The organism is Pigmentiphaga sp. YJ18 (genome assembly GCF_038066655.1).
In the GTDB taxonomy this organism is placed as follows: domain Bacteria; phylum Pseudomonadota; class Gammaproteobacteria; order Burkholderiales; family Burkholderiaceae_B; genus Pigmentiphaga.
Window position 1 is genome coordinate 890,778 of the sequence record NZ_JBBUKU010000002.1, and the last position, 26,446, is coordinate 917,223.

Below are 26,446 nucleotides of genomic sequence, written 5' to 3' on the forward strand. Positions count from 1 at the left end.
TATTGACGGTCAACGGCGATTTTTCTACACTCCCACGATCATGCCGACCCACGCTTGCCGCGCCGCCCGCAGCACCCTGGCGCCCAGCCGCCCTTCCCTGGCCGTGGCCGTCGACTTCCCATCCCCGATCCCCCTTCGTGCATCGCGCCGTGACCTTCCCCTGCGGAGTTACACTGCGCGTCGCGTCATTCTCACTCACCCCCATCCTCTTCGGAGACTCATATGACCAAGCCCGCAATGCGTGTTGCCGTCACCGGCGCCGCCGGCCAGATCGGCTACGCCCTGTTGTTCCGCATCGCTTCCGGCGAAATGCTCGGCAAGGACCAGCCGGTCATCCTGCAGCTGCTGGAAATCCCCGATGAAAAGGCGCAGAAGGCACTCAAGGGCGTCATCATGGAGCTCGAGGACTGCGCCTTCCCGCTGCTGAAGGAAGTCACCGCCCACAGCGATCCCATGACCGCCTTCAAGGACGCCGACGTGGCCCTGCTGGTCGGCGCCCGCCCCCGCGGCCCCGGCATGGAGCGCAAGGACCTGCTGACGGTCAACGCCCAGATCTTCACGGCCCAGGGCAAGGCCCTGAACGCCGTCGCCAGCCGCAACGTCAAGGTGCTGGTCGTGGGCAACCCCGCCAACACCAACGCCTACATCGCGATGAAGTCGGCCCCGGACCTGCCCGCCCGCAACTTCACCGCCATGCTGCGCCTGGACCACAACCGCGCCCTGTCGCAACTGGCCGCCAAGGCCGGCGTCGCCGTCGGCGACATCGAAAAGCTGATCGTCTGGGGCAACCACTCGCCCACGATGTACCCCGACTTCCGCTTCGCCACCCTGGCCGGCAAGCCCGCCCTGTCGGTGGTCAATGACGACGAGTGGAACCGCAACACCTTCATCCCGACCGTGGGCAAGCGCGGCGCCGCCATCATCGACGCTCGCGGCCTGTCCTCCGCCGCCTCCGCCGCCAACGCCGCCATCGACCACGTCCGCGACTGGATCCTGGGCAGCAACGGCAAGTGGGTCACGATGGGCGTTCCCTCGGACGGCTCGTACGGCATCCCCGAAGGCATCATCTACGGCGTTCCCGTCATCACGAAGAACGGCGAATACGCGGTCGTCAAGGACCTCGAGATCGACGCCTTCTCGCGCGAGCGCATGGACCTGACGCTGAAAGAGCTGACCGAAGAGCGCGACGGCGTCAAGCATCTGCTCTGATCCCTCTGCGCGCTGGCGTCCCCGAAGGGGGCGCTGCGGCAGCGGAAGCACGCGAGTACGATATCGTCTCGCGTGCTTTTTTTTTGCCCCGGACACGGCCGTCTCAAGAACTCAGACAGAACAGCGCCCCATGAAACACCCCTCCGAAGTCCTGCACCAGTCCGCCAAGCCCCCCGCGGTGCTTCCCGTCTGCGATCACTATGCCGGCTCCGAAAAGCTGATGCAGAAAAGCCTGGAACGCCAGGCCCGGTCCGGCCCCGTCTTCGACGTCACCCTGGACTGCGAAGACGGCGCCGCCGTCGGCCGCGAAGCCGAACATGCCGAAATGGCTGCCCGCCTGGCCGCCAGCGACGCCAACCGCCACGGCCGCGTCGGCGTCCGTGTCCACGACGTCAACCACCCCTCCTTCATCAGCGACCTCGACATCCTCATCAGCATCGCCGGCGCCAGGCTGGCCTACATCACCGTCCCCAAGGTCAACTCCGCCAACGACGCCCTCAACGCCGCCGAATCCATCGAACGCATAGGCATGGAAATGGGACTGGACCGCAAGATCCCCGTCCACGTCCTGATCGAGACCCACGGCGCGCTGCGCGAAGTCTTCCGCATCGCCGCCCATCCCGCCATCGAATGCCTGTCCTTCGGGCTGATGGACTTCGTGTCCTCGCACCACGGCGCCATCCCCGCGCACGCGCTGACCGCCGAAGGCCAGTTCGACCATCCGCTGATCGCCCGCGCCAAGCTCGAGATCGCCGCGGCCTGCCACGCCTATGGCAAGGTGCCCTCGCATAACGTCGTCACCGAACTGAACGCGCCCGAGGTCATCTCGCACGCCGCCCTGCACGCCGGACGCGAATTCGGCTACACGCGCATGTGGAGCATCCATCCCTCGCAGATCGACCCCATCGTCGAGGCCCTGTCGCCCACCGCGGCCGACGTCGCCGATGCCGAGCGCATCCTGCTGGCCGCCGCGCGCGCCGACTGGGGGCCCATCCGCGACGGCGACCCGCAGGCCGGCCGGCTGCACGACCGCGCCAGCTACCGCTACTACTGGGACGTGCTGCGACGCGCCCATGCCGCCGGCGTGGACGTGTCGGCCGAGGCGCGGCGCCAGTTCTTTTCCTGAACCGGGCCGCCGGCCTCAGCTTCCGCCCGCCTCCAGGTAGCGGGCGAACAGCCCCAGGAAACGCTCCACGACCTCCTCGCGATTGCCGTCCGAGGTCCCCGCCATGTGGGGCGTCACGAGGAAATCGTCGCAGTCCCACAATGGATGATCCGGCGGCAGCGGCTCGGTGTCGAAGACGTCCAGGTGAGCATGGCGCACCAGCCCGCGCTCATGGGCCGTCAGCAGCGCCCGCGTGTCGATCAGGGGCCCGCGCGCCACGTTGACCACGCCCAGCGGCCGCTCGGCCCGCAGCACGTCCAGCGTGCGCATGTTGAACAGCCCCCGCGTGGCCGGCGACAGCGGGCAGGCGAAGAACACCCAATCCACCTGCCCGACCCATTCGTGAAAGCGTTCGTAGCCGCCGGTGGCGCCCACGCCCGCCACCGGTTCCGCGCTCTGGCGCAGCACCCGCAGCGGCATGCCGAGCGTGGCCAGGTATTGCCCGATGCGGCTGCCGATCTCGCCCCACCCCACCACCATCGCCTCGGTGCTGCGCAGCGCGCGGACCTCGTCGTGCGCCATCGGCTGCCAGCGCTTCTCCAGTTGCTGGCGGCGCGCCGTGTGCAGCCGGCGGGCGAAATACAGGAACCCCGCCAGCGCCGTCTGGGCCACCGCGCCGGCGTTGGCGCCGGCGGAGTTGGTGACCTGGACGCCGCGCGCGCGCAGGTCGTGGTAGATGCGCCGGTCGGCGCCCGAGGCATAGGTGTGGACCCAGCGCAGCCTGGGGGCGGCCAGCATCGCGTCGTAGAACGCCGCGGTCGCCGGCGCCAGCCAGTCGTCGGTCGAAGGCCAGACGACGTCGCGCGTCAGGAAGACCACGTCCGCCTGGTCGGCCTGCCCGATGCCGATCAGGTTGACCTGGCCGGGCCAGCGCGCCAGGATGCCGGCGTCGCTCAGTTCCCGCGCGCCGCGTTCCGAACAAAGAATATTCATTGCCTTATTTCTTCTGCAGCGACATCAGGAACTGCCGCCGGTCGGCGACCTCGCTGGCGACGAAACGCTGCAGGTCCGGCTGCGACAGCGGCATGCCGTCCTGCATGTTCTCGCGCATGAAGGTCTTCCACGCGGGCCGCTTCTCGACGTCCTCCATGCCCCGCACCAGCCGTGCCGTAATCGCGGGCGGCGTGCCCTTGGTCACCATCACGCCGCGCCACAGCGTCTCCACCACATCGTACCCCTGCTCGCGAAAGGTCGGCACGTCGGGAAAGAACTCGCTGCGCGACTCGCTGCTGATGCCCAGCAGGCGCACGTCGCCGCTGCGGATCTGGGCCATGGCCGTGCTGGGCGTGATCACCGCGGCGTGCAGGTGCCCGCCCATCAGCGCCAGCAGCGCCTGGTTGCCGCCCTGGTACGGAATCCAGGTCGACTTGAAGCCCGCCTTCTGCTCCAGGCGGTACAGCACGTATTGGTGGAAACCGGCGGTGGCATAGCCGCCAATGTTGACCTTGTCGGGCTGGCGCTTCAGGGCCTCGACCAGGTCCTTCAGGCTGCGGTACGGGCTGTCCTTGCGCACCGCCACGCTGGACGGCTCGGTCTGCAAGGCCCGCAGGAAGATGAAGTCGGACGGCTGGAAGCGGCTGTCCTTCTCGGCCATCAGGAACGACGTGGATCCGGTGGCCGAGACGACCGTGTAGCCGTCGGCCGGCGCGTTCAGGGCCATGTTCATCCCCACCGCCCCGGTGCCGCCGGGACGGTTCTCCACCACCACCGTCTGTCCCAGCACGTCGCCCAGCTCCTTGCCCAGCGCGCGCATCATCGTGTCGAGCGGCGAGCCGGCGGCGGAAGTCGTGATGAAGTGCAGCGGTCGCTCGGGCCACTCCGCCGCCCGCGCCGGCAAGCCCGCCAGCATCGCTCCCGCCAGGGCGCACGCGCCCCACCATCGGACCGGAAAGTTCATGATCGTCTCCTTGATTGTCGTCGTGGACCGCGCCGTCAGAACGTGGCTTGTCGATCGTCCTCGCTGTGCCGCAGGCTGCGCGTCGGATACCGCTGGGAAGGCATGGACCGCAGCGCCGCCTCGTCGATGTCCAGCCCCAGCCCGGGCAGTTCGGGCACCTGGATGTGGCCATCCACGGGCACGAGCGCCTGGCGCGAGATGCTTTGCGAGAATTCCTCGAAAGGCACGAAGTACTCGGTGATCGTGAAATTGGGCATGCAGGCCGCCGCGTGCACGGTGGCCGACAGCGACAGCAGCGTCGAGTTGTAGTTGTGCGGGGACACCGCGACCATCTCGGTCTCGGCCTGCGCCGCGATGAACAGCAGCTCCAGGATGCCGCCGCAGTTGGATACGTCCGGATTGATGATGTCGGCGGCCCGGCTGCGGAACACGCCGCGGAAATCCGCGCGGCCGTACAGCGCCTCGCCCGTCACCACCGGGATGGTCGTGGCCTGGCGCACCTCCTGGATGGCCTCCATGTTCTCCTTCTGGCAGGGTTCTTCTATCCAGTACGGATTGAGCGGCTCCAGTTGCCTGGCCAGCTCGATGGCATGCACCGGCGCCAGCCGGCGGTGCAGGTCGAGCAGCAGCTCGACGCCCGGGCCGACCGCATCCCGTACCGCGCGCACCACCGCCACGGCATGCTGGATGTGGTCGCGCGGAATGTAGGTGCGCCAGGGCCGCGGCAGCGGGTCGAATTTCAGTGCGTCAAAACCGGCGGCCACCACCTGCTCGGCCGCCCGGGCATAGTCATCGGGCGTCTTGAGCTTGTAGCCCCAGCCGTTCGCATAGACACGCACGCGCTCGCGGCATTTTCCGCCCAGCAGCCGGTGCACGGGCTGGCCGAGCAGCTTGCCCACGGCATCCCACATCGCCATCTCGATACCCGACAGCGCGCTCCAGAACTCCAGCGAAGAGCGGCGCTGCGCGTAGTCGTCGAACGCCACCTGGCAGAAATACCGGATGTTGAAGACGTCGCGCCCCACCAGGTAGCGCAGCAGTTCGCGGGCCTGCGCCGCTACCGCCTCGTCGCGGTCGTACTGGCTGTAGCTTTCGCCCCAGCCCACGGTGCCGTCCTCCAGCTCCAGCCGGATGAAGATCAGGTTCTTGCGCCAGCCGGGATGAACGGCCAGGCACTCGGCGTTTCGCACTTTCACGACTTGCCCCTTGCATGGGTTGGAATGTCGCCAGCGTACGCAAGCCTGACTTGTTTGAAAATGATATGGATATGAGATATACCGATATCAGATTCGTATCCCCTTCAACGCCATCCCATCATGAGCAAATCCCTGGAACTGCGCCACCTGCGCGCCGTGCTGGCCACCGCCGAGACCGGATCCCTGCACCAGGCGGCCATCGCCCTGGAGACCTCGCAGCCGGCCCTGTCGCGGCTGCTGCGCGAGGCCGAGGAACGCATGGGCGTGCGGCTGTTCGAGCGCTCGTCCCAGGGCAGCCGCGCCACCGCGGCGGGCTCCCTGGCCGAGCAGGTGGCGCGCCGCGTCGCCGCCGACGTTCGTCGCCTGCAGGACATGGCGCACGACGGCCGCTGGCACCTGCGCGTGGGCTGCATTCCGCGCGCGCTGGACCTGGTCGTGCCCAGCCTGCTGCATCGCCCCGCCGGTGCGCTGGCCGACGAGGTCGAGATCGATCTGCGGGAAGACGACAGCCTGACCTTGCTCGCGGCCCTGGCGCGGGGAGAACTGGATCTGGCCATCCTGTCGCTGTTCGGGGAAATGCCGGCGAACCTGCTCTCGCGCCAGCTCTACCTGGACCGCAATGTGTTCGTGTGCGGCGTGCCCGGCCCGGGCATCCCGGACGGCCCGCTGGCGCCCGCGGCGCTGGCGCGGCATCCGTTCGCCGCGCCGGCGCCGGATACGCCCTCGCGGCTGGAGTTCGACCGCTATTGGCAACGCCATGACGTGCCCCCGCCCGCCTGCCGGGTGGCGGCACGGACCTACGACGCCATCGCCAGCGTGCTGCCCGGCACGCCCATGCTGGCCGTCATGCCCCGGCAGGTCGCGCAGCGCCATGCCGGCAACGGCAGCCTGAGGATATTGAAGGTCGTGCACGCCCTGCCCGAGCGTCCCATCCACGTGGTCTGGCCCAGGCAGGCGCTGCAACCCGTCACGGACCAGTTGATCGCCCTGATCCGGCCGGCGCGGCCACGCCGCGGACGGCCATGACCCCTGCGGGCTCTACTGGTCGTTCAGGCTGGCCTTGGCGGCTTCCTCGGGCGTCAGCCCGTCGTAGAACTGGTCGGTGAACCACTCGGCTTCCTGCTCGATATAGTCCTGGGCCTCTTCGCGGCTCGCGCCCGCGGCCACCAGGAAGCCCTCGACTTCGGTACACCACTGGATCAGGGCTTGCAGGTCGGGATCGTTGTCTTTGTCGGTAGCCATAGGCCGGTTCCATCGAAAATCACGCCACATGGCATTCCGGGAAGGATAGCCCAAGTCCCCGCCGAGGTCTCGCCCCAGGGTTTCCCCTCCTGACGCCGGCGGCCCGTCTCCGTATAGTTATGAAAAATATCTATTATGTTTCATAACCAATCATGAACATCGACGACCTCATCGCCATCGACATCCACGTCCACGCCGAAGTGTCCTGCCGCTGCGCGCCCGATGCCTTCGGCAAGGAGTTCGACGAGGCCGCCGAGAAGTACTTCAAGTTCACGCACCGGCCGACCATACCCGAGACCATCGCGCGCTATCGCGAAAAGCGCATCGGCCTGGTCATGTTCACCGTGGACGCCGAGGCCAACATGGGCCGGCGGCGCATCCCCAACGAAGAAATCGCCGAAGCGGCGCTGGAGAACCGCGACATGATGCTGGCCTTCGCCAGCATCGACCCGCACAAGGGCAAGATGGGCGTGCGCGAGGCGCGCCGCCTGATCGAGGACTACCAGGTCGCGGGCTTCAAGTTCCACCCCACGGTCCAGGGCTTCTATCCGAACGACGAGCTGGCCTACCCCCTGTACGAGGTGATCGCCGAAGCCGGCCTGCCCGCCATCTTCCACAGCGGGCACTCGGGCATAGGCACCGGCATGCCCGGCGGCGGCGGGCTCAGGCTGAAGTACTCCAACCCCATCCACCTGGACGACGTGGCGGCGGATTTCCCCGACATGAAGATCATCATCGCCCACCCCTCGTGGCCCTGGCAGGACGAAGCGCTGTCGGTCTGCCTGCACAAGCCCAATGTCTACATCGACCTGTCGGGCTGGTCGCCCAAGTACTTCCCCAAGGAACTGGTGCACTACGCCAACACCCAGCTCAAGCACAAGATGCTGTTCGGTTCCGACTTCCCGCTGATCACCCCCGAACGCTGGATGCAGGATTTCGAGGCCGCGGGCTTTCGCCCCGAGGTCCATCCGCTGATCCTGAAGGACAACGCGGCCAGGCTGCTGGGCTTCGCGTGATGGCGCAGGACGCCCTGGACCAGACCTTCCTGCTCGGTCTGGTCGGTCACAGCGCGCGGCTGGCCTCGTCCGGCATCCGTCCGCTGTTTGCCCGGCGCATGGCGGACCACGATCTGCGCCAGGCCGAGTTCGCCGTGCTGTCGCTGCTGGACGCCAACCCGGGCATCAGCCAGAAGCGCCTGGCCGACGCCATCAACGTCTCGCCGCCCAACATGGCGGCGGTGCTGGCGCGGCTGCTCGAACGCGGCCTGATTCGCCGCGAGCGCCAGCCCTCGGACCAGCGCATGCAGATCCTGCTGCTGACACCGGCCGGCACCCGGCTCTACCGCAAGGCCGCCGCGACCGCGCTGGACCTGGACCAGGAGGCCACGGCCATGCTGTCATCCGCCGAGCGGCGGGAACTGCTGCGGCTATTGAAGAAAGTGAACGGGGCGCAGGACGCGCCTCAGGGCCAGGGAACCTGGTAGTTCAGGATGGCCGATACCGAGCGGCGCCCGCCGGCGGTGCAAGAGTCGGTGTAGCAGTACGACGCGTAGCTGGTATCGAGCACGTTGTTGGCGCTGGCGCGCAGCTTCAGGCCCTTCAGGTCGGGGTTCAGGTGGGCGAAGTCGTAGTTGATGCCCGCGTCCACCAGGGTATAGGCAACGGCCAGCCCCGGCTGGGCCACGTTGCTGTAGACCGCGCCCGCGCGCCCCACCCTGCCGTCCAGGCTCAGGCCGGCGAAGCTGCCCCGCGTGACGGCGTACCGCGCCCCCACGGAGACGCGCTGCTCGGACACGTCCGCATAGCGATTGCTGAGCATGGCCGCATAGGCGTCCTCGCTCGCGCCGATCACGCTCGAGCTGGTGACCGCGTAGCTGGCGACGAGGTTCAGGCCCTGCAGCGGCTGCATCCTGCTCTCGACCGTGGCGCCGCGTATGCGCAGTTCGGCCCAGGCGCTGCACCCGGCCACGGCGCAGCCTTCCTGCGCCTCGGAGGTCTGGGCATTGTTCTGGATCTGGTTGAACGCCGTGATCGTCATCAACTGGCCGAGAGCCGGCGGCTGGTAGCGCACGCCGGTCTCGTACTGCTGGCTGGTGGCCGACGCCGCGGTGCCGGCCTGGGGCGCGTAGCTTTGCGAATAGTTCACGTACGGCGCCAGGCCGATGTCGAACTGGTAGCGCAGACCCAGGCGGCCGCTGTAGACGTCGTCCTCGCGCAGGCCGGTGCCGTCGTTTCCGGCCGCGTTCAGGTCGATGGTACGGTGGGTGTTCTGGTCGCGCCGCCCGACCATGGACAAGACCCAGCGCCGGTATTGCACCTGGTCCTGCACGAAGAATCCCAGCTTGCTCTCTTCCGCGAACGAGCGCGCGGCAATGCGCGGCTGTCCGATCGCGGTGCCATAGGCCGCGTCGAAGATGTCCAGCGACGGCGACGGTGCGATCCGGCTTTCGTAGATGTCGCGCGACTTGACGTAGTCGAAGCCGAACTTGAAGCTGTGCTGGAACCCCAGCGTCGTGAAGCGGGCCTGCGCCTGCGAGCCGACGTTGAAAGTGCCCAGCCCCGCCCCCAGCGCGTCCTGGGGTGCCGGCGAACCATTGATCCAGTCCGCGGAAGGCTGGTTCTCCGGGCGGCCATAGCGGACGTTCTGCTTGACCACCCAGGTCTCGTCCAGCTTCTGCTCGAACTCGTAGCTGGACTGCTGCCGGTTCGCCTGATCGTAGGCCTGGGTGCCGGTACGCGTGTCCACCGACATGTCGGCGCCGGGATTCCAGGCCGGCGCGGTCGGCACCCGGACGGTGCCCTGGTCGGTCACGGCATAGACGATGGGCACCGGCGTATAGGGAAGTTCGGGCTCGGGCGCGGCCGGCTCCGGCGGCACGGCCGGGCCCGCGGGTACCACCGAGGCGGTAGCGGGTTCTTGCAGGGAAACGGCGGGCGCGCACCCGCCCAGCGCCAGCAGCGCTGCCGCCGGCCCCAGGATGGGCACGGCCCGCGTCAGGAAATGCAGAAACGTCACTCGCATGCTCGTCCGTATCGCCGTGGTCCGGCCCCGCTCCGGCTCCGGCTCCCGCGGCGCCGGCCGGCATCGCAGGCCGGGCCTAAGCCTCGGCTATCCACGCCATCTGTATGGCTTCGAGGATTTTCTCCCCGGAACGTTTCGGATCGTCGTCGAAGCCCGGAAGTTCCAGCACCCAATTGTGCAGGTCGGTGAAACGCACCTGCTCCGGGTCCACGCCGGGATGGGCATCGGCCAGCGCCGCGGCGATTTCGTAGATGTCGGTCCACTTCATCGGAGTTCTCCTCGCCCGCGCCGGTGTCCGGTCAGTGATTCTCGGCGGCGTGGTTGATGGTGTACTTGGGAATCTCGATCGTCAGGTCGGTATCCTCGATCACCGCCTGGCAGGACAGGCGCGACGTGGAAGTCAGGCCCCAGGCCTTGTCCAGCAGATCTTCCTCGCTGTCGGTGGCCGATTCGAGCGAGGAAAAACCCTCGCGCACGACGACATGGCAGGTGGTGCAGGCACACGACAGCTCGCAGGCATGCTCGATCTCGATGTGATTGTCGAGCAGCACGCGGCAGATGGACGTGCCCGAGGGCGCATCCTCGATGACCGCGCCTTCCGGGCAGAGTTCGGCGTGCGGAAGCACGGTGAGTTTGGGCATGATGGCAACCTGATAGTGATGCGAACGGAAGCGCCGGACGCTTCCTTACACGATTTCGTCGACGCGGCGCCCCGACAGCGCCTGGCGTATGCTGCGGTCCATCCGGCGCGCGGCGAAGTCCTCGGTGGCCTGCGCCAGCGCCTCGACCTGGGTCCGCACCGTCTCGCTGTCGTCGCTGGCCGCCGCGTTCGCGGTACGGTCCAACTGGGCCCGGATCCCGGCCAGCTCGTCCTGATCCAGCAGGTCGGCATCGGCCAGCAGCGCCGCCTCGACCGACTCGACCAGGCGCCGGGCCTCGACCTGCTGCTCGCGCAGGGCACGCAGCTTCATGTCCACGTCGGCGCTATTCATGCCGTCCGCCAGCATGGCCGCCACTTCGTCGTCCGACAGCCCGTACGAGGGCTTGACCGAGATCGAGGCCTCCACGCCCGAGCTTTGCTCGCGCGCCGTCACGCTCAGCAGCCCGTCGGCGTCGACCTGGAAGGTCACGCGGATGCGGGCGGCGCCGGCCACCATGGGCGGAATGCCCCGCAGCTCGAAACGGGCGAGCGAGCGGCAATCGGACACCAGCTCGCGCTCGCCCTGGACCACGTGGATGGCCATGGCCGTCTGGCCGTCCTTGAAAGTCGTGAATTCCTGGGCGCGCGCCACCGGGATGGTGCTGTTGCGCGCGATCACGCGCTCGACCAGCCCGCCCATGGTCTCCAGGCCCAGCGACAGCGGGATCACGTCCAGCAGCAGCCACTCGTCGTCGGCCGTGCGGTTGCCCGCCAGCAGGTTGGCCTGCATGGCAGCGCCCAGCGCCACGACCTGGTCCGGATCGAGGTTGATCAGGGGTTCGGTGCCGAACAGCTCGGCCACCATGCGCCGGACGACGGGCATGCGCGTCGCGCCGCCCACCATGACCACGCCCTTGACCTCGTCCGCCGCCAGGCTGGCGTCGCGCAGCGCCCGGCGCGCGCTCGACAGCGTGCGGGCCACCAGCGGGCGCGCCAGGGTCTCGAAATGTTCACGCGTCAGCGCGAGCGACAGCGTACGGCCGTCCGACAGCGTGGCGGCCAGTTCGGCCTGCTGCGCGTCGGTCAGGGCCTCGCGCGCCTGGCGCGCCGCCACCAGCATGGCACGCTGGTCTTGCGGACGCAGGTCCGAGAGCTTGCGGTCGTTCACGGCCCAAGCCACGATGGCCGCGTCGAAATCGTCGCCGCCCAGCGCGGTGTCGCCGCCCGTGGCGATGACTTCGAATACGCCCTTGGACAGGCGCAGGATGGAGATGTCGAACGTGCCGCCGCCCAGGTCGTAGACCGCATAGATGCCTTCGGCCGCGTTGTCCAGGCCGTAGGCGATCGCCGCCGCCGTCGGTTCATTCAGCAGCCGCAGCACGTTCAGCCCGGCCAGCCGGGCCGCGTCCTTGGTCGCCTGCCGCTGGGCGTCGTCGAAATACGCCGGCACGGTAATGACCGCGCCCACCAGGTCGTCGCCCAGGGCGTCCTCGGCCAGTTGGCGCAGCTTGGCCAGGATCTGCGCCGAGACCTCGACCGGGCTCTTGTCGCCCTGCACGGTGCGGATGCGCACCATGCCCGGGGCATCGACGAACTCGTACGGCACGTGCAGCCGCTGGGCGTCGGCAAGCCCGCGGCCCATGAAACGCTTGACCGACACCAGGGTGTTGTGGGGATCCTGCGCCTGGACCGCCAGTGCCTTGCGCCCGATCTGGACGTCGCCGCCCGGCAGGTAGCGCACCGCCGAGGGCAGCAGCGCATGGCCCTCGTCGTCGCGCAGGACCTCGGCCGCGCCGCTGCGCACCGACGCCACCAGCGAGTTGGTCGTGCCCAGATCGATGCCCACCGCCAGACGGCGCTGGTGGGGGGCTTCGGACATGCCGGGTTCGGCTATCTGCAAAAGCGCCATGCGTTCCTGTTGTTCTCAGTCTTGTTCCGCCAGAGCATCGACGGCCAGGTCGATCTCTTCGGAGAATTTTTCAATGAACATCCACTCCCGCACGCGGGCGGCGGCAGTGGCATAGTCGTGCTTCTCGTCCAGCAATTGGCCCACCTCGGCCGTCATGCGCCTGCGCGCGGCGGCCAGTTCGCCCGCCAGCGCCTCCAGCGCGGCCGCATCGCGGCCCGACCGGGCATCGTCCAGCGCCTCCCGCCACTCCATCTGCTGCATCAGGAAGGCCGGGGTCATCGCCGTGTTGGTCTCGACCTGAAGATCGACACCCGCCCGCTCGCACAGGTAGCGCGCCCGGGACAGCGGCGCGCGCAGCACCCGGTAGGCCTCGTTCGCGCGCGAGGCCCACTGCATGGCCACGCGCTTTTCCTGGGCCGAGCCCGCCGCATGGCGGTCCGGATGGACCCGCGCCTGGACCTCGCGCCAGGCCCGGTCCAGCGCATCGCGGTCGACGGCAAAGCCGGGCGCGAGGCCCAGCAGTTCGAAGTGATCGGGATCGTGCTGCATCAGACGGTGAAAGACTCACCGCAGCCGCAGGATGCCTTTTCGTTCGGATTGTTGAACTTGAAGCCCTCGTTGAGCCCCTCGCGCGCGTAGTCGAGCTCGGTGCCCGCCAAGTACGGCAGGCTCTTGGGATCGATGTACACCTTCACGCCCTGGCTCTCGAACACCTGGTCCTCGGCCTGGGCCTCGTCCACGTACTCGAGCTTGTAGGCCAGGCCCGAGCACCCGGTGGTGCGCACGCCCAGCCTCAGGCCTATGCCCTTCCCCCGTTTCTGGAGGTAGCGGCTGACGTGGCGCGCGGCGCGTTCGGTCAACGTTACCGACATGGCTTCCTCTTAGCTGTTTCCGTGCTTGGCACGATAGTCGTTCACGGCCGCCTTGATGGCATCCTCGGCCAGGATCGAGCAGTGGATCTTGACCGGGGGCAGCGCCAGTTCCTGGGCGATATGCGTGTTGCGGATATCGAGCGCCTGGTCCAGGGTCTTGCCCTTGACCCACTCGGTCACCAGCGAACTGGAGGCGATGGCCGAGCCGCAACCGTAGGTCTTGAAGCGCGCGTCCTCGATGACGCCCTGCTCGTTGACCTTGATCTGCAGCTTCATCACGTCGCCACAGGCCGGTGCGCCCACCATGCCCGTTCCCACGGAGTCGTCACCCTTCTCGAAGGAGCCGACGTTGCGGGGGTTCTCGTAGTGATCGATGACTTTTTCGCTATAGGCCATGTTTTTTCTCCTGGTTCAGTGTGCAGCCCACTGCACCGTGTTGATGTCGATGCCGTCCTTGACCATTTCCCACAGCGGGGACATTTCGCGCAGCTTGTCGACCTTGCCGCGGATCAGCTGGACGGTGAAGTCGATTTCCTCTTCCGTCGTGAAACGGCCGAGGGTGAAGCGGATGGAGCTGTGCGCCAGCTCGTCGCTGCGGCCCAGGGCGCGCAGCACGTACGAAGGCTCCAGGCTGGCCGAGGTGCAGGCCGAGCCGCTGGACACCGCCAGCTCCTTGACCGCCATGATCAGGGACTCGCCCTCGACATAGTTGAAGCTGACGTTCAGGTTGTGCGGGATGCGCTGCTCCATGTCGCCGTTCAGGTAGACCTCGTCCATCGTCGACAGGCCCGCCCACAGGCGGTCGCGCAGCATGCGCACGCGCTCGTTCTCGGTCGCCATCTCTTCCTTGGCCAGGCGGAAGGCTTCGCCCATGCCGACGATCTGGTGCGTGGCCAGCGTGCCCGAGCGCATGCCGCGCTCGTGGCCGCCGCCGTGCATCTGCGCCTCGATGCGCACCCGCGGCTTGCGCCGCACGTACAGGGCGCCGATGCCCTTGGGGCCGCACATCTTGTGCGCGCAGAAGGACATCAGGTCGACCTTCAGCGTGGCCAGGTCGATGACGACCTTGCCGGTGGCCTGGGCCGCGTCGACGTGGAAGATCACCCGCTTCTCGCGGCAGATCTCGCCCAGCTTCTCGATGTCCTGGATGACACCGATCTCGTTGTTGACGTACATCACCGAGGCCAGGATGGTGTCGGGGCGGATCGCCGCCCTGAAGGCCTCCAGGTCGAGCAGGCCGTTTTCCTGCACGTCCAGGTAGGTGACCTCGAAGCCTTCCCGCTCCAGCTCGCGGCAGGTGTCCAGCACCGCCTTGTGCTCGGTCTTGACCGTGATGATGTGCTTGCCGCGCTCGGCATAGAAATGCGCGGCGCCCTTGATCGCCAGGTTGTCGGATTCGGTGGCGCCCGAGGTCCACACGATTTCGCGCGGATCGGCGTTCACCAGGTCGGCCACCTGCTGGCGGGCGATTTCGACGGCCCGCTCGGCATCCCAGCCGTAGGCGTGGCTGCGCGAAGCCGGGTTGCCGAACTGCTCGTACAACCAGGGCACCATGGCGTCGACCACGCGCGGATCCACCGGCGTGGTCGCCGAGTAATCGAGATAAACCGGCGTTTTGATCATGACATCCAACCCTCGTGTTGCTGCGCCGGCGCTCAGGCCGTCGCGGTGGATTCGGGAGCGCCCGAGCGGCGGTCCATCAGCACCGACTTGGCGGCGTTGGCTTCCTGCAACTCGCGCATGCGTTGCTGGTCGACCAGGTCCTGCAGGGACACGGAATCGAGGTACTCGACCATCTTGCGATTGAGCGTGGACCACAGTTCGTGCGTCATGCACTTGCCGGCTTTGCCGTCGTTGCCGCGCGAGCAGTCCTGCTTGCCGCCGCAATCGGTGGCGTCCAGCGGTTCGTCGACCGCGAAGATGATGTCGGCCACGGTGACGTGCCGCGCCAGCTTGGCCAGCGAATAGCCGCCGCCCGGACCACGCATGCTGTCGACCAGTTCGTGCCGGCGCAGCTTGCCGAACAGCTGCTCCAGATAGGACAGCGAAATGTTCTGGCGCTGGCTGATGGCGGACAGGGTGACCGGCCCGCTGTGCTGGCGCAGCGCCAGATCGATCATGGCAGTGACGGCGAAGCGTCCTTTCGTGGTGAGTCGCATTCGAAACCCCTGAGGTGAACCGGCGGGAGCAAATCCTTAACGATTTGCTCAAGTATAGCCAATTCCCGAATGTTTTTCTAGGGATTAGTTCGGGAAATTACGGAGGGGAGGAATGCTGCGGCGCAGAAATTTTCGGGCGGGAACCTACACCCGGACCGGACGACGGGGCCGCCGCCGGCAAAACAAGGCCCGGACGCGATCCGGGCCTGTAAGGGGAACAGAATGAAACGACAGCCGGAATCAGGCCGCCTGGTACTGGGTGGCGCGCTTGCGCACGACTTCCAGCAGGCCCTGGCAGGCGTCCTCGATATAGTCGAGCACCTTGGCGAACCCTTCCGGCCCCCCGTAGTACGGATCGGGGACGGTGGCTTCCTCGTATTCGTTGGCGAAGCGCATCAGCAGCATCAGCTTGTGCTGGTACTGCTTGGAAGCCTGCTGTTGCAGCAAGGACAGGTTGTCCCAGTCCATCGCGAGGATCATGTCGAATTCGCGGAAATCGTCGACGCGGATCTGGCGCGCGCGGATTTCGCTGATGTCATAGCCACGCTTGCGGGCGGCAGCCTGCATACGGGCATCGGGCGGCTCGCCTATATGGAAGGCGTGCGTCCCGGCCGATTCTATACGGACAACGTCGGAAAGACCGGCGTCCTTCACCAAGCGGCGAAACACGCCCTCTGCGCTCGGCGAGCGACAGATGTTGCCCATGCACACAAACAGTACCTTGGTCATCATGTCCAGAAGTGTGCGGGAAAACCCCGGATAGTTCAAGCTTTTTTTATAAGCACATGAAAATATGGTGCTTTAAAAACCTCTTTAGAATCAGTACGTTACCTTTAAAGCTTTAGAGAATGATCACTATCGGGATGCGTTGCGCACAAGAGCGGTTCCACGGGTGCATCCCCTTCCGCCAGCCTTCAGGCACCATTTCGGTGCGCAACTATCTCGCGATGCACAAGTTTGCCGCCGCGATGGCGGCTCCGTTCATCCTCGCGTCGGCCCGGTCGCGTTCAGCGCATCCTCGTCGGCCTGCTGCCCGCCCGCCCCGAACACTTTCTGCTTGAGCGCCAGCAGCTGGTCGCGGGCCTGCGCCGCCTTTTCGAACTCCAGGTTGCGGGCGTACTCCAGCATGGCCTTCTCCAGTTTCTTGATCTCCCTGGCGATCTGCTTCTCGCCCATGGCCTCGAAACGGGCTGCCTCGAGCGAGTCGCCGCCGTCCATCCCGTCCGAAGGCGCATAGACGCCATCGATCAGGTCGCGTACTTCCTTCTTGACCCCTTGCGGGACGATGCCCCGTTCCTCGTTGAAGAGCAACTGTTTCTCGCGGCGGCGGGTGGTTTCGTCCAGCGCGCGCCGCATCGAGTCGGTCATTCGGTCGGCATACAGGATGGCCTTGCCGTTCAGATTGCGCGCCGCCCGCCCTATGGTCTGGATCAGGCTGCGCTCGGACCGCAGGAAGCCTTCCTTGTCCGCGTCCAGGATGGCCACCAGCGACACCTCGGGAATGTCCAGCCCCTCGCGCAGCAGGTTGATGCCGACCAGCACATCGAACGTGCCCAGGCGCAGGTCGCGCAGGATTTCCACGCGCTCGACCGTATCGATGTCCGAGTGCAGGTAGCGCACCTTCACCCCATGGTCGGTCAGGAAGTCCGTCAGGTCCTCGGCCATGCGCTTGGTCAGCGTGGTGATCAGCACGCGGTCATTGCGCGCCACCCGCTCGTGGATCTCGCCCAGCACGTCGTCCACCTGGTTCAGCGCCGGCCGGATCTCGACCACCGGATCGACCAGGCCGGTCGGCCGCACCACCTGCTCGACCACGGCATCGGCATGCGTCTTTTCATAGTCCGCCGGGGTGGCCGAGACGAAGATGGTCTGGCGCATCTTGGACTCGAATTCCTCGAACTTCAGCGGCCGGTTGTCCATCGCGGACGGCAGGCGAAAGCCATAGTTCACCAGGGTTTCCTTGCGCGAGCGGTCGCCCTTGTACATGGCGCCGATCTGCCCCACCGTGACGTGGCTTTCGTCGATGATCATCAGGGCGTCGTGCGGCAGGTAGTCCACCAGCGTCGGCGGCGGATCACCCGGCTTGGCGCCGGACAGGTGGCGCGAGTAGTTCTCGATGCCCTTGCAAAACCCCAGTTCCTGCAGCATTTCGAGGTCGAAGCGGGTGCGCTGCTCCAGGCGCTGGGCCTCGACCAGCTGGCCGTTGTCGACGAAGTGGCGGGAGCGCTCGCGCAGTTCCTGCTTGATGGTGTCGATCGCGCGCAGCACGGTGGCGCGCGGCGTCACGTAGTGCGAACCCGGGTAGACCGCGAACCGCAGCACCTTCTGCCGCACCTTGCCGGTCAGCGGATCGAACAGTTCCAGCGTCTCGACCTCGTCGTCGAACAGCGTGATGCGCAGGGCCAGTTCGGCATGCTCGGCCGGGAAGACATCGATCAGTTCCCCCCGGACCCGGAACGTGCCGCGCATGAACTCCGTGTCGTTGCGCGTGTATTGCATGGCCACCAGGCGGGCGATGATGTCGCGCTGCCCGACGCGGTCGCCGGTGCGCAGCATCATCACCATGTCGTGGTAGTCGTCGGGGTTGCCGATACCGTAGATGCACGAGACGCTGGCCACGATGATGGTGTCGCGGCGTTCCAGCAGGCTCTTGGTGGCCGACAGGCGCATCTGCTCGATGTGCTCGTTGATGGACGAGTCCTTCTCGATGAAGAGATCGCGCGTCGGCACGTAGGCTTCGGGCTGGTAATAGTCGTAGTACGAGACGAAGTACTCGATCGCGTTGCGCGGGAAGAACTCCCGCATCTCGGCATAAAGCTGGGCGGCCAGGGTCTTGTTGGGCGCCAGCACGATGGCCGGCCGGCCCATGCGGGCGATCACGTTGGCCATGGTGTAGGTCTTGCCCGAGCCGGTCACGCCCAGCAGGGTCTGGTACATCAGGCCGTCTTCGATGCCTTCGCACAACTGCCCGATGGCGGTCGGCTGGTCGCCGGCGGGCGGATAAGGCTGGTAGAGCTGGAACGGGCTGCCGTCGTAGGTGACGAAACGGGGCTCGAACCCTTGCGCGTCGGCCGCGGCCGCCACCAGGCCGGCGGCGTCGTGCAACCCTTCGTGCAGCCCTTCGGAAGGCGTAGTCTGCATGCTAGACTCTTGTTTCATCAGGAAAACTTCGGCAGCGAAAGGGTCCCAGAGTTCCGGGACCCCGATGCGATTCGCATTACAGAAAGCAACCTGCCATTATCCTCCGCACCATTTCTTCCTTCAACCCCGCGCGCTTAACGGACGCTTTTCATGACTTCGCTCTTCGCCGCCGTAGAACTGGCCCCTCGCGACCCCATCCTGGGCCTTACCGAACAATTCAACGCCGATACCCGCAGCAACAAGGTCAATCTCGGCGTGGGCGTGTACTACAACGACGAAGGCCGGATTCCCCTGCTGAAAGCGGTGCGCAAGGCCGAGCAGGCACGCATCGACGCCGCCGCAGCGCGCGGCTACCTGCCCATCGAAGGCCTGCCGGGCTATAACCGCGCGGTGCAGGAACTGCTGCTGGGCGCCGATTCCCCGCTGATCGCCGCGGGCCGGGTCCTGACCGCCCAGAGCCTGGGCGGCACGGGCGCGCTGAAGATCGGCGCCGACTTCCTGAAGCGGCTGGTTCCCCAGGCCAAGGTCGCCATCAGCGACCCGAGCTGGGAAAACCACCGCGCGCTGTTCGAATACGCCGGCTTCGAGGTCGTGAACTACCCCTATTACGACGCGGCCACGCATGGCGTGAACTTCGCCGGCATGATCGCGGCGCTGGAAAGCTACCCCGCCGGCACGGTGGTCGTACTGCATGCCTGCTGCCACAACCCCACCGGCGTGGACCTGACCGCCGACCAGTGGACCAAGGTGGTCGAGGTGGTCAAGGCGCGCCAGCTCATCCCCTTCCTGGACATCGCCTACCAGGGCTTCGGCGACGGCATCGACGCCGATGCCACGGCCGTGCGCCAGTTCGCCGACGCCGAACTGACCTTCCTGATCAGCTCGTCCTTCTCGAAGTCCTTCTCGCTGTACGGCGAGCGCGTGGGCGCCCTGTCCCTGGTCGCCGCCGACAAGGAAGAAAGCGGCCGCGTGCTGAGCCAGCTCAAGCGCGTGATCCGCACCAACTATTCCAACCCGCCCACCCACGGCGGCACGGTGGTGGCTCAGGTGCTGACCTCGCCCGAGCTGCGCGCCGAATGGGAAGCCGAGCTGGGCGAGATGCGCGAGCGCATCCGCGCCATGCGCGCCGCCCTGGTCGCCAAGCTCAAGGAACGCGGCGTGGCCCGCGACTTCGGCTTCGTGATGCAGCAGCGCGGCATGTTCTCGTACTCGGGCCTGACCGCGGCGCAGGTGGACCGCCTGCGCGAAGAGCACGGCATCTACGCCGTCTCGACCGGCCGCATCTGCGTGGCCGCGCTCAACAGCCGCAACATCGATGCCGTGGCCGACGGCATCGCCGCCGTGCTGAAGTAGAGCCCCTGCCCCGTGGGACGGCACTGGCGGACCGGCGGAGCCGGATCCGCTGTGCCCTGGATTGTGCGAGAGCCTTGAACCATGCTATAGTTATGGGCTCGATTCCCCGATAGCTCAGTCGGTAGAGCGACGGACTGTTAATCCGCAGGTCACTGGTTCGAACCCAGTTCGGGGAGCCACAGATTCAAGCAAAAAGCCCTTACGGTTTCGCCGTAAGGGCTTTTTGCTTTTCCCTTGCCATTTGGCCTTCTCGTGTCCGACCAGCCTCTCGCGGCGGAGGACTTGAGCGCTTCAGTATGAAAAAGTATGATTTATGAAGATGTTATCGGGAGCGACTCATGCCCACTACGCTGGAACGCCTGACAGTCACCATGCCATCGGAAATGGCCGCCTCCATCAAGCAGGCCGTGGACGACGGTGAATACGCCTCGACCAGCGAGGTCGTACGCGAGGCCTTGCGCGAATGGAAGACACGCCGCCAACTGATGCTCAACGAACTATCCGCTCTCAAGACGGATATCGACCAGGGCTTGGCCGACGTAGCCGCAGGCCGAGTCAAGACCTTTGACGCAGACCGCATCATCGCCCGGGGGAAGCAGCTATTAGCCGCACGCTCCAAGTAACCGACAGCGCCGAACAGGATCTGGCGGAAATCTGGTCGTACATTGCCGAGGGAGCTTCGGAGGCGACCGCTACCCGGTTCCTGAACAAGCTGTACGGAACGTGCGAGCGATTGCTGGCATACCCTCTGGGACATCCGGAACGGCGACAACTCGGGCGGGACCTGCGTGTGGTCTTCCACGGGGCCTACGCCATCTACTATCAGGCAAGCGAAACCGCAGTCGTAATCGTGCGCGTTTTGCACGGCATGCGCGACCTTGGAGCCATCGCCGACCAAGGTGGGTTCGATATCTAAAGCCACGGCTGCCACCACGCCGGGAACCGCCCTGGCGCGGGCGGTTCCCGCCTGAAACTTCATTCAACATTCAATCTTGATCAACGCCAGACCGTCCGGTAATTTGCCGCAGCACGGCCGGTCCGGCGCCTGCGTTCCGCAGCATGCCGGGCTTCGGCCGTTCCCATGACGAGGCAGCGAGCATCCATCGCGCCCGCACCACCGGAGAAGACACCATGCAGAGACGCGCCTTGCTGTCGGCCGCGCTGGCCGGCCTGGCCTGCGCGGCGGCGGTCGCGCCCGCCCGGGCCGACACGTTCCCTTCCCGCCCCATCCGCTTCGTCGTGCCCTTCGGCCCCGGCGGCGGCACCGACATCGTCGCGCGGCTCATCGCCCCTTACCTGTCGGCCGAACTCGGCCAGCAGGTCGTGGTCGAGAACCGCCCCGGCGCGGGCGGCGTGATCGGCTCGAACATGGTTGCCAAGGGTCCGGCCGACGGCTACACCATCCTGTTCGCCGACAGCGCGCGCACGATCGCGCCGTCCATGCAGAAGGACCTGCCGTTCGACATCGCGCGCGACCTGGATCCCCTCGGCCTGATCGGCGGCACGCCCCTGCTGCTGCTCGCCCATCCCCAGGCCCCGGTCAAGACCCTGGACGAACTCGTCAAGTACGCCAAGGCCAATCCGGGCAAGCTGACCTATGGCAGCTCGGGCAACGGCACGCCGCAGCACTTCGCCGTGGAGCTGTTGAAGTCCGCCGCGGGCATCGATCTGGTGCACGTGCCCTACAAGGGTGCGGCCGCGGTGGTGGCCGACGCCGTCGGCGGCCAGATCAACCTGGCCTCGGCCACCTATGCGCCGTCGGTCGAATACATACGCAGCAACCGGCTGCTGCCGCTGACCGTCATGGAGCCCCGGCGCCTGCCCGCGCTGCCCGAAGTGCCGGCCGCGGCCGAGCGCTACCCCGAGGTGGTCATGAGTATCTGGTTCGGCATCATGCTGCCCATGGGGGTCGAACCGGCCGTCCGCGCGCGGCTGGCCGAGGCGGTCGGCAAGGTCGTCGCCAACACCGAATACGCCGGCAAGCTGCGCGCCGCCGGTTTCGAACCGATGCGCGAGACCCCGCCCCAGATGAAGGCCCGCATCGAACGCGAGGTCAAGCTGTTCGGCGACGTGGCGCGCAAGGCCGGCATCAAGCCCGAATAGCCCGGACAGGCCATGGGCGGGACTGGGGTATCATCCCGCCCATGGCCGTTCACGCTTCCCCACGCTTCGTCTGGCTGGCACTGCTGTGCGTGCTCTGGCACGCAGCCCTGCCCGTGGCGCACGCGTCGGCGGGTCCGTCGCCGTGGCTGGGCGTGCTGTGCACCGCGCAGGGCAGCGTCCCGGCCCCCCAGGACCCGCGCGACGGCGATCCGCACGCGCTGGCCGCGATGCAATGCCCGCTGTGCGCGGCCGGCGCCCATGTCGCCCTGCCCCCGCCCGCCATCCAGGCGCAGATCGCGCCCGCGCGCGACCTCGGCCTCGCCTATCGGCCCATCCGGGCCATGTCGTCCCCGCCCGTTCCGCCCCACCTGCATTTCTCGTCCCGCGCGCCGCCGGCCTGAGCCCATGCCCACCTCGACGCGCCACGCCGGCAGGCCTTGCCGGCCCTATCTCCAAGACGAGACCATCATGCGGATCCGCACGCTTACCCTGTCACTGCTGTTTTCCCTGCTGGCCACCGGCCAGGCCCTCGCCCACGGCTACACGGCCGGCGCCATCCAGATCGGCCATCCCTGGAGCCGGGCCACCGTCACGGGCCAGCCCGCCGGCGGCGGCTTCATGAAACTGACCAACACCGGCGCCGACGACAAGCTGATCGCCGTCCGCGCCGACGTCTCGGCCACCGCCGAGCTGCACACCATGCAGATGGACGGCGACATCATGCGCATGCGCCAGCTCGACGGCATCGCCCTGCCCGCGGGCCAGACCGTCGAGCTCAAGCCCGGCGGCTACCACATCATGTTCATGCGCCTGAAGGCGCCGCTCAAGGAAGGCACGAGCTTCCCCGCCACCCTGGTGTTCGAGAAAGCGGGCGAGGTCAAGGTGGACTTCAAGGTCGAGGGCGCCGGAGCCGGCGCCACGGGCCATGGAGCCGGCGGCCACCACCATTGATGCGGCGATCCGTGCCGGGAAGGCCGGCACGGGTCTTGCAATCGGACGAGAAAGGATGAATTCTTCTATTTCGGACACTATTGGTTGCAAGCCGTGCCCATGATCGCCCTGCCCCCCGCCCGGACCGGAACTGCCGCATGACTGCGCTGTACAACGGAATGACCCGGGAAGCGCTGGACGCTTCCTACAACAACTCCGCCGCCGTGCTCAACAGCGCGGTGCTGATGGCGGAATTCGATGAACGCAGCGCCAAGCTGCGGGCCGCCCATCCCCAATACCTGGACCTGCGCTACGGTCCGGCGCCCCGCAACCGCATCGACTATTTCCCCGCGGCCCGGCCCGGCCCGCTCATGGTCTTCATCCATGGCGGCTACTGGCAGACCCGCGCCAAGGAAAACTTCAGTTTCCTGACCGCCGGCCCGCTGGCCCACGGACTGCACGTCGCGCTGGTGGGCTATACCCTGGCACCCGAACAATCCCTGGACGGCATCGTCGGCGAAATCCGCGCCGCGCTGGGATGGCTGGCGCGGCAGGCCCCACAATGGGGCACCGATCCCGAACGGATGATCGTCAGCGGCTGGTCCGCCGGCGCCCACCTGGCCGCCATGGTGCTGGACGAACCCGGCGTGTGCGGCGGGCTGGCCATCAGCGGCATCTACGATCTCGAACCCATCCGCCTTTCCTACCTGAACGACAAGCTGCGGCTGTGCCCGCCCGACGTGCAGCGGCTCAGCCCCCTGCATCGTCCTCCCAGCCAGCGCGAACTCATCCTGGCCTACGGCGCCGCCGAACTGCCCGAACTGCAGCGCCAGTCGGAAACCTTCGCCGCCGCGCGGGCCGGCCTGCCCGGCGAACTGCTGCGGCTGCCCGACCGCAACCACTTCACCATCCTGAACGACCTGGCCTCGCCCGAAGGCATCCTGACCCAGCGCGCGTGCCGCCTGGCGGGACTCTAGCCCCGCCTAGGGCTCGTCCCGCACGGCCAGGACGGCGCGGCCCCGGCTCAGGTCCGACAGCATCGCGCGCAGCGCCGCCAGCCGGGGGCGCGGCACGCTCAATGCCAGCGTCGCGCCCTGTTCGTCGAAGCGTTCCTCCAGCACCTCGGCCCCCTGCTCCTTTATCCGCGCCTTGAACAACGGCAGCTCGGCGAAGGTGCAGGCGACCTCGGCCTCGGCCAGGTCCAGCAGCGGCACCCGCCGCCCCAGCCGCAGGCAATTGGCCGCGCAGCCGCCATAGGCCCGCACGAGGCCGCCCGCGCCCAGCAGCGTGCCGCCGAACCAGCGCACCACCAGCACCGCCACGCGGTCGCACGACTGTCCGTCTATGGCCTGCAGGATGGGACGGCCGGCCGTCCCGCCGGGCTCGCCGTCGTCGTTGAAACGGTAGGTGGCGCCGATGCGGTAGGCCCAGCAGTTGTGGGTGGCCGTGGGGTCGGCATGCCGGGCGAAGAAAGCCAGCGCCTCGTCGGCGCTGGCCACGGCTGCCGCATGGGCGACGAACCGGCTCTTGCGGACCTCCTCGCGGTAGCTGCAAGGCGCCTCGAGGGTGAAGAGGGAACTCATGCGGCGAGTTTACCGCGCGCCCTGCGTCTTTCTTTGACGAACGTCATTTTTCTGCTATATTTGCGGGCTCCTTTCCCCGATAGCTCAGTCGGTAGAGCGACGGACTGTTAATCCGCAGGTCACTGGTTCGAACCCAGTTCGGGGAGCCAAGATTGAAAATGAAAACGGACGCCCCCGGGCGTCCGTTTTCATTTGTGCGGTCCGGTCGCTGACAAGGATAATGCGGGGATCAAAAAGGCCCCATAAGAGGGACCCATAAGAGGGACCCATAAGAGGGACCCATAAGCAGAGACAACAGGTGCCAGCCAACGCTTCCCCCCTCACCCACCGGCGCGTGCTTGCGATGGCCCTGCCCATCGTGCTCGCCAACCTGACCCAGCCCCTGATGTCGGCGGTGGACACCGCCGTGGCGGGCCACCTGCCCGGACCCGAATACCTGGCCGGCGTGGCGCTGGGGGGCCTGCTCTTCAGCTTCCTGTTCTGGGGTTTCGGCTTCTTGCGCATGGGCACGACGGGACTCGTCGCCCAGGCCTGGGGCAAGGGTGACGAACAGGCGCTGGCGGCCAGCGTGGTGCGGGCGGTGTCGCTTGCGCTGGCCATCGGACTTGCGCTGCTGGTGTTGCAGCGGCCCCTGATCACGCTGGTGCTGGGCCTGCTGGGCGGCAGCGCCGAGGCCACACGCCAGGCCATGGCCTACTGCTCGGGCCGGATCTGGGCGGCCCCGCTGGCCCTGGTCAACTATGTCGTGCTGGGCTGGCTGCTGGGATGCCAGCGCGTCCGGCTGGCGCTGGCCCTGCAGATTCTCATCAACGTGGTCAACCTGGGCGCCGTGCTGCTGTTCGTGCATGGCTTCGGCCTGGGCGTGGCGGGCATAGGCGCCGCGACCGCCGTGGCCGATGGCGCGGGCACGCTGGCGGGCGGCATCCTGCTGTGGCGCTCGCATCGCGCCGCCTGGCCGCAACTGCGCCTGGCGGTGTTGCGCGACGCCGCCGCGATGCGGCGCCTGGTCGGCATCAACTTCCACATCTTCGTGCGCACGGCCTGTCTGCTGGCCAGCATGGGCTGGTTCGCCCACCTGGGCGCCACCCAGGGCGACATGGTCCTGGCCGCCAATGCGCTGCTGCTGAACTTCTTGACCTTCATGGCCTTCGGCCTGGACGGCTTCGCCCATGCGGCCGAGGCACTGGTCGGATCCGCCGTGGGCGCCGGCGACCGTCCCGGCCTGCGGCGCGCCGTGCGGCTGTGCATGGGCTGGGCCTTCGGCGGCGCGCTGGCCTATGCCCTGGTCTACCTGGCCGTGGGCCCATGGATCGTGAGCCTGCTGACCGACCAGGCGGCGCTGCGCGAGACCGCGGGGCGCTTCCTGCCCTGGCTGGCGCTGGCCCCCATCGCGTCGGTCGCGGCCTATCTGTACGACGGCATCTTCATCGGCGCCACCCAGACCCGCGTACTGATGCGCGCCATGCTGGTCTGCGGCCTGGCCTTCCTGGCACTGTCGCTCGGCCTGCTGCCGCTGCTGGGCAATCATGGACTGTGGCTGTCCTTCCTCGCCTTCAACGCGCTGCGCGGCGTGACGCTGCACCTGGCCGCGCCGCGCACGGTCTATCGCGAGGTCCGGGCCGAGCCGGCCGCACGTCTGGATAACGTGTAACAGTTATCCCCGCATCCTGTGGACAAGGCTGGGGACAGCCGCGAAACAGGGCGAACCGACCCGCATCACAGCAGGCTTCGAGGTTCCCCGCCCACGAAATAGGCAAGGTCCTTTCCGGGTGCGCCGCCTTGACAACGGCTCGCCACGCCGATTAAGGTCACGCCCCTTGCATCGAATTGGTGACTCCATGGTTGTCTGGCTGAAAGTGCCCTTTGCCGAGAAAGACGAAGCCAAGGCGCTCGGGGCCAGATGGTCGCCGGCGCAGAAGAAGTGGTACGTCAAGGACGGCGCCGATGCCGCGCCCTTCCAGCGCTGGCTGGATGCCGACGCGCCCTCGTCGCCGCAGCCGGATGCCGTGCAACAGCCCACGGGCGA

The 26,446-nt window shown here is 67.3% G+C and carries 29 protein-coding genes, 2 tRNA genes and 1 pseudogene; 16 read left to right on the forward strand and 16 right to left on the reverse strand.

The annotated features are described in order from the left end of the window. Positions 1-222 precede the first annotated feature (222 nt). Both WKR98_RS17955 and WKR98_RS17960 read left to right on the forward strand, forming a co-directional pair. Positions 223-1,209, forward strand: coding sequence for a malate dehydrogenase (locus WKR98_RS17955; RefSeq protein ID WP_124689353.1), 987 nt, complete (start codon positions 223-225; stop codon positions 1,207-1,209). A gap of 130 nt (positions 1,210-1,339) precedes the next feature. Next, a complete protein-coding gene (locus tag WKR98_RS17960) occupies positions 1,340-2,335 on the forward strand; it encodes an HpcH/HpaI aldolase/citrate lyase family protein (RefSeq protein ID WP_341434255.1) in 996 nt (331 codons plus the stop codon). 15 nt (positions 2,336-2,350) lie between these two features. Here WKR98_RS17960 and WKR98_RS17965 read toward each other — a convergent pair whose 3' ends face one another. The 3 genes from WKR98_RS17965 to WKR98_RS17975 are packed head-to-tail and all read right to left on the reverse strand — an operon-like array spanning position 2,351 to position 5,467. Continuing rightward, positions 2,351-3,307: an NAD(P)-dependent oxidoreductase gene (locus tag WKR98_RS17965; protein WP_341434256.1), complete on the reverse strand. Its 957-nt coding sequence runs from the start codon at positions 3,305-3,307 to the stop codon at positions 2,351-2,353. 4 nt (positions 3,308-3,311) lie between these two features. Then, entirely contained in the window at positions 3,312-4,271 is a 960-nt protein-coding gene (locus WKR98_RS17970) for a Bug family tripartite tricarboxylate transporter substrate binding protein (protein WP_341434257.1), read from the reverse strand. Between the two features lie 35 nt (positions 4,272-4,306). Further along, entirely contained in the window at positions 4,307-5,467 is a 1,161-nt protein-coding gene (locus WKR98_RS17975) for a mandelate racemase/muconate lactonizing enzyme family protein (protein WP_341434258.1), read from the reverse strand. Positions 5,468-5,587: 120 nt separating this feature from the next. On the opposite strand from WKR98_RS17975, the gene WKR98_RS17980 reads away from it, so the two are divergent. Then, complete coding sequence (locus tag WKR98_RS17980) at positions 5,588-6,493, forward strand: LysR family transcriptional regulator (protein ID WP_341434259.1); 906 nt, start codon at positions 5,588-5,590, stop codon at positions 6,491-6,493. A gap of 12 nt (positions 6,494-6,505) precedes the next feature. Here the strand turns inward: WKR98_RS17980 and WKR98_RS17985 are convergent, their stop codons facing one another. Further along, positions 6,506-6,709: a hypothetical protein gene (locus tag WKR98_RS17985; protein ID WP_087841084.1), complete on the reverse strand. Its 204-nt coding sequence runs from the start codon at positions 6,707-6,709 to the stop codon at positions 6,506-6,508. A 152-nt stretch (positions 6,710-6,861) separates the two neighbouring features. On the opposite strand from WKR98_RS17985, the gene WKR98_RS17990 reads away from it, so the two are divergent. Further along, entirely contained in the window at positions 6,862-7,725 is an 864-nt protein-coding gene (locus WKR98_RS17990) for an amidohydrolase family protein (RefSeq protein ID WP_124689347.1), read from the forward strand. Then, on the forward strand, positions 7,725-8,192 hold the full coding sequence (locus WKR98_RS17995; RefSeq protein ID WP_124689346.1) for a MarR family winged helix-turn-helix transcriptional regulator: 468 nt from the start codon (positions 7,725-7,727) through the stop codon (positions 8,190-8,192). The genes WKR98_RS17990 and WKR98_RS17995 overlap by 1 nt, the downstream gene beginning before the upstream one ends. Here WKR98_RS17995 and WKR98_RS18000 read toward each other — a convergent pair. From WKR98_RS18000 to uvrB, 11 genes are all read right to left on the reverse strand, one after another. Then, positions 8,171-9,724 (reverse strand): TonB-dependent siderophore receptor, encoded by a 1,554-nt coding sequence (locus WKR98_RS18000; protein ID WP_124689345.1) that lies wholly within the window; start codon positions 9,722-9,724, stop codon positions 8,171-8,173. The genes WKR98_RS17995 and WKR98_RS18000 overlap by 22 nt on opposite strands. 82 nt (positions 9,725-9,806) lie before the next feature. Beyond that, complete coding sequence (gene iscX / locus WKR98_RS18005) at positions 9,807-9,998, reverse strand: Fe-S cluster assembly protein IscX (protein ID WP_124689344.1); 192 nt, start codon at positions 9,996-9,998, stop codon at positions 9,807-9,809. A 31-nt stretch (positions 9,999-10,029) separates the two neighbouring features. Next, a complete protein-coding gene (fdx, locus tag WKR98_RS18010) occupies positions 10,030-10,371 on the reverse strand; it encodes an ISC system 2Fe-2S type ferredoxin (protein ID WP_124689343.1) in 342 nt (113 codons plus the stop codon). Between the two features lie 45 nt (positions 10,372-10,416). Further along, positions 10,417-12,279 (reverse strand): Fe-S protein assembly chaperone HscA, encoded by a 1,863-nt coding sequence (gene hscA / locus WKR98_RS18015; protein ID WP_341434260.1) that lies wholly within the window; start codon positions 12,277-12,279, stop codon positions 10,417-10,419. 15 nt (positions 12,280-12,294) lie between these two features. Next, a complete protein-coding gene (gene hscB / locus WKR98_RS18020; protein WP_124689341.1) occupies positions 12,295-12,828 on the reverse strand; it encodes a Fe-S protein assembly co-chaperone HscB in 534 nt (177 codons plus the stop codon). Then, the gene (gene iscA / locus WKR98_RS18025) at positions 12,828-13,151 is read right to left on the reverse strand and encodes an iron-sulfur cluster assembly protein IscA (protein WP_124689340.1); all 324 of its coding nucleotides are present in this window, start codon (positions 13,149-13,151) and stop codon (positions 12,828-12,830) included. The genes hscB and iscA overlap by 1 nt, the downstream gene beginning before the upstream one ends. Before the next feature lie 9 nt (positions 13,152-13,160). Beyond that, positions 13,161-13,547: a Fe-S cluster assembly scaffold IscU gene (iscU, locus tag WKR98_RS18030; protein WP_124689339.1), complete on the reverse strand. Its 387-nt coding sequence runs from the start codon at positions 13,545-13,547 to the stop codon at positions 13,161-13,163. A 15-nt stretch (positions 13,548-13,562) separates the two neighbouring features. After that, complete coding sequence (locus WKR98_RS18035; RefSeq protein WP_124689338.1) at positions 13,563-14,774, reverse strand: IscS subfamily cysteine desulfurase; 1,212 nt, start codon at positions 14,772-14,774, stop codon at positions 13,563-13,565. 32 nt (positions 14,775-14,806) lie between these two features. Continuing rightward, positions 14,807-15,310 carry an Rrf2 family transcriptional regulator gene (locus WKR98_RS18040; protein ID WP_087841073.1) on the reverse strand — a complete coding sequence of 168 codons (504 nt, stop codon included), beginning with the start codon at positions 15,308-15,310 and terminating at the stop codon, positions 14,807-14,809. Positions 15,311-15,550: 240 nt separating this feature from the next. After that, positions 15,551-16,042: a low molecular weight protein-tyrosine-phosphatase gene (locus WKR98_RS18045; protein ID WP_341434261.1), complete on the reverse strand. Its 492-nt coding sequence runs from the start codon at positions 16,040-16,042 to the stop codon at positions 15,551-15,553. A gap of 249 nt (positions 16,043-16,291) precedes the next feature. Next, a complete protein-coding gene (uvrB, locus tag WKR98_RS18050; RefSeq protein ID WP_124689337.1) occupies positions 16,292-18,451 on the reverse strand; it encodes an excinuclease ABC subunit UvrB in 2,160 nt (719 codons plus the stop codon). 150 nt (positions 18,452-18,601) lie between these two features. Here uvrB and WKR98_RS18055 point away from each other — a divergent pair, with 150 nt between their 5' ends. The 8 genes from WKR98_RS18055 (at position 18,602) to WKR98_RS18085 (ending at position 23,814) form a co-directional block, all read left to right on the forward strand. Then, positions 18,602-19,804 carry an amino acid aminotransferase gene (locus tag WKR98_RS18055; RefSeq protein ID WP_341434262.1) on the forward strand — a complete coding sequence of 401 codons (1,203 nt, stop codon included), beginning with the start codon at positions 18,602-18,604 and terminating at the stop codon, positions 19,802-19,804. Positions 19,805-19,907: 103 nt separating this feature from the next. Beyond that, a tRNA-Asn gene (locus WKR98_RS18060) sits at positions 19,908-19,983 on the forward strand. Positions 19,984-20,142: 159 nt separating this feature from the next. Further along, positions 20,143-20,427, forward strand: a complete 285-nt coding sequence (locus WKR98_RS18065) for a ribbon-helix-helix domain-containing protein (RefSeq protein WP_124689335.1) — start codon at positions 20,143-20,145, stop codon at positions 20,425-20,427. Between the two features lie 41 nt (positions 20,428-20,468). Then, entirely contained in the window at positions 20,469-20,720 is a 252-nt protein-coding gene (locus WKR98_RS29275) for a type II toxin-antitoxin system RelE/ParE family toxin (RefSeq protein WP_371696010.1), read from the forward strand. Positions 20,721-20,935: 215 nt separating this feature from the next. Beyond that, positions 20,936-21,907 carry a Bug family tripartite tricarboxylate transporter substrate binding protein gene (locus WKR98_RS18070; protein WP_161567810.1) on the forward strand — a complete coding sequence of 324 codons (972 nt, stop codon included), beginning with the start codon at positions 20,936-20,938 and terminating at the stop codon, positions 21,905-21,907. Between the two features lie 41 nt (positions 21,908-21,948). Further along, positions 21,949-22,308 carry a DUF2946 domain-containing protein gene (locus WKR98_RS18075; RefSeq protein ID WP_124689333.1) on the forward strand — a complete coding sequence of 120 codons (360 nt, stop codon included), beginning with the start codon at positions 21,949-21,951 and terminating at the stop codon, positions 22,306-22,308. A gap of 67 nt (positions 22,309-22,375) precedes the next feature. Further along, on the forward strand, positions 22,376-22,858 hold the full coding sequence (locus WKR98_RS18080; RefSeq protein WP_124689332.1) for a copper chaperone PCu(A)C: 483 nt from the start codon (positions 22,376-22,378) through the stop codon (positions 22,856-22,858). A gap of 137 nt (positions 22,859-22,995) precedes the next feature. Then, positions 22,996-23,814 carry an alpha/beta hydrolase gene (locus tag WKR98_RS18085; RefSeq protein ID WP_341434263.1) on the forward strand — a complete coding sequence of 273 codons (819 nt, stop codon included), beginning with the start codon at positions 22,996-22,998 and terminating at the stop codon, positions 23,812-23,814. 6 nt (positions 23,815-23,820) lie between these two features. On the opposite strand, the gene WKR98_RS18090 is transcribed toward WKR98_RS18085, so the two are convergent. Further along, positions 23,821-24,420: an IMPACT family protein gene (locus WKR98_RS18090; protein ID WP_341434264.1), complete on the reverse strand. Its 600-nt coding sequence runs from the start codon at positions 24,418-24,420 to the stop codon at positions 23,821-23,823. Positions 24,421-24,493: 73 nt separating this feature from the next. Here WKR98_RS18090 and WKR98_RS18095 point away from each other — a divergent pair. From WKR98_RS18095 to WKR98_RS18105, 3 genes and pseudogenes are all read left to right on the forward strand, one after another. Next, positions 24,494-24,569 (forward strand) — tRNA-Asn (locus WKR98_RS18095). A 194-nt stretch (positions 24,570-24,763) separates the two neighbouring features. Continuing rightward, on the forward strand, positions 24,764-26,071 hold the full coding sequence (locus tag WKR98_RS18100) for an MATE family efflux transporter (protein WP_341434487.1): 1,308 nt from the start codon (positions 24,764-24,766) through the stop codon (positions 26,069-26,071). Between the two features lie 187 nt (positions 26,072-26,258). Further along, a pseudogene (locus tag WKR98_RS18105) lies at positions 26,259-26,378 on the forward strand (DUF5710 domain-containing protein); the annotation flags it as partial. Positions 26,379-26,446 lie beyond the last annotated feature (68 nt).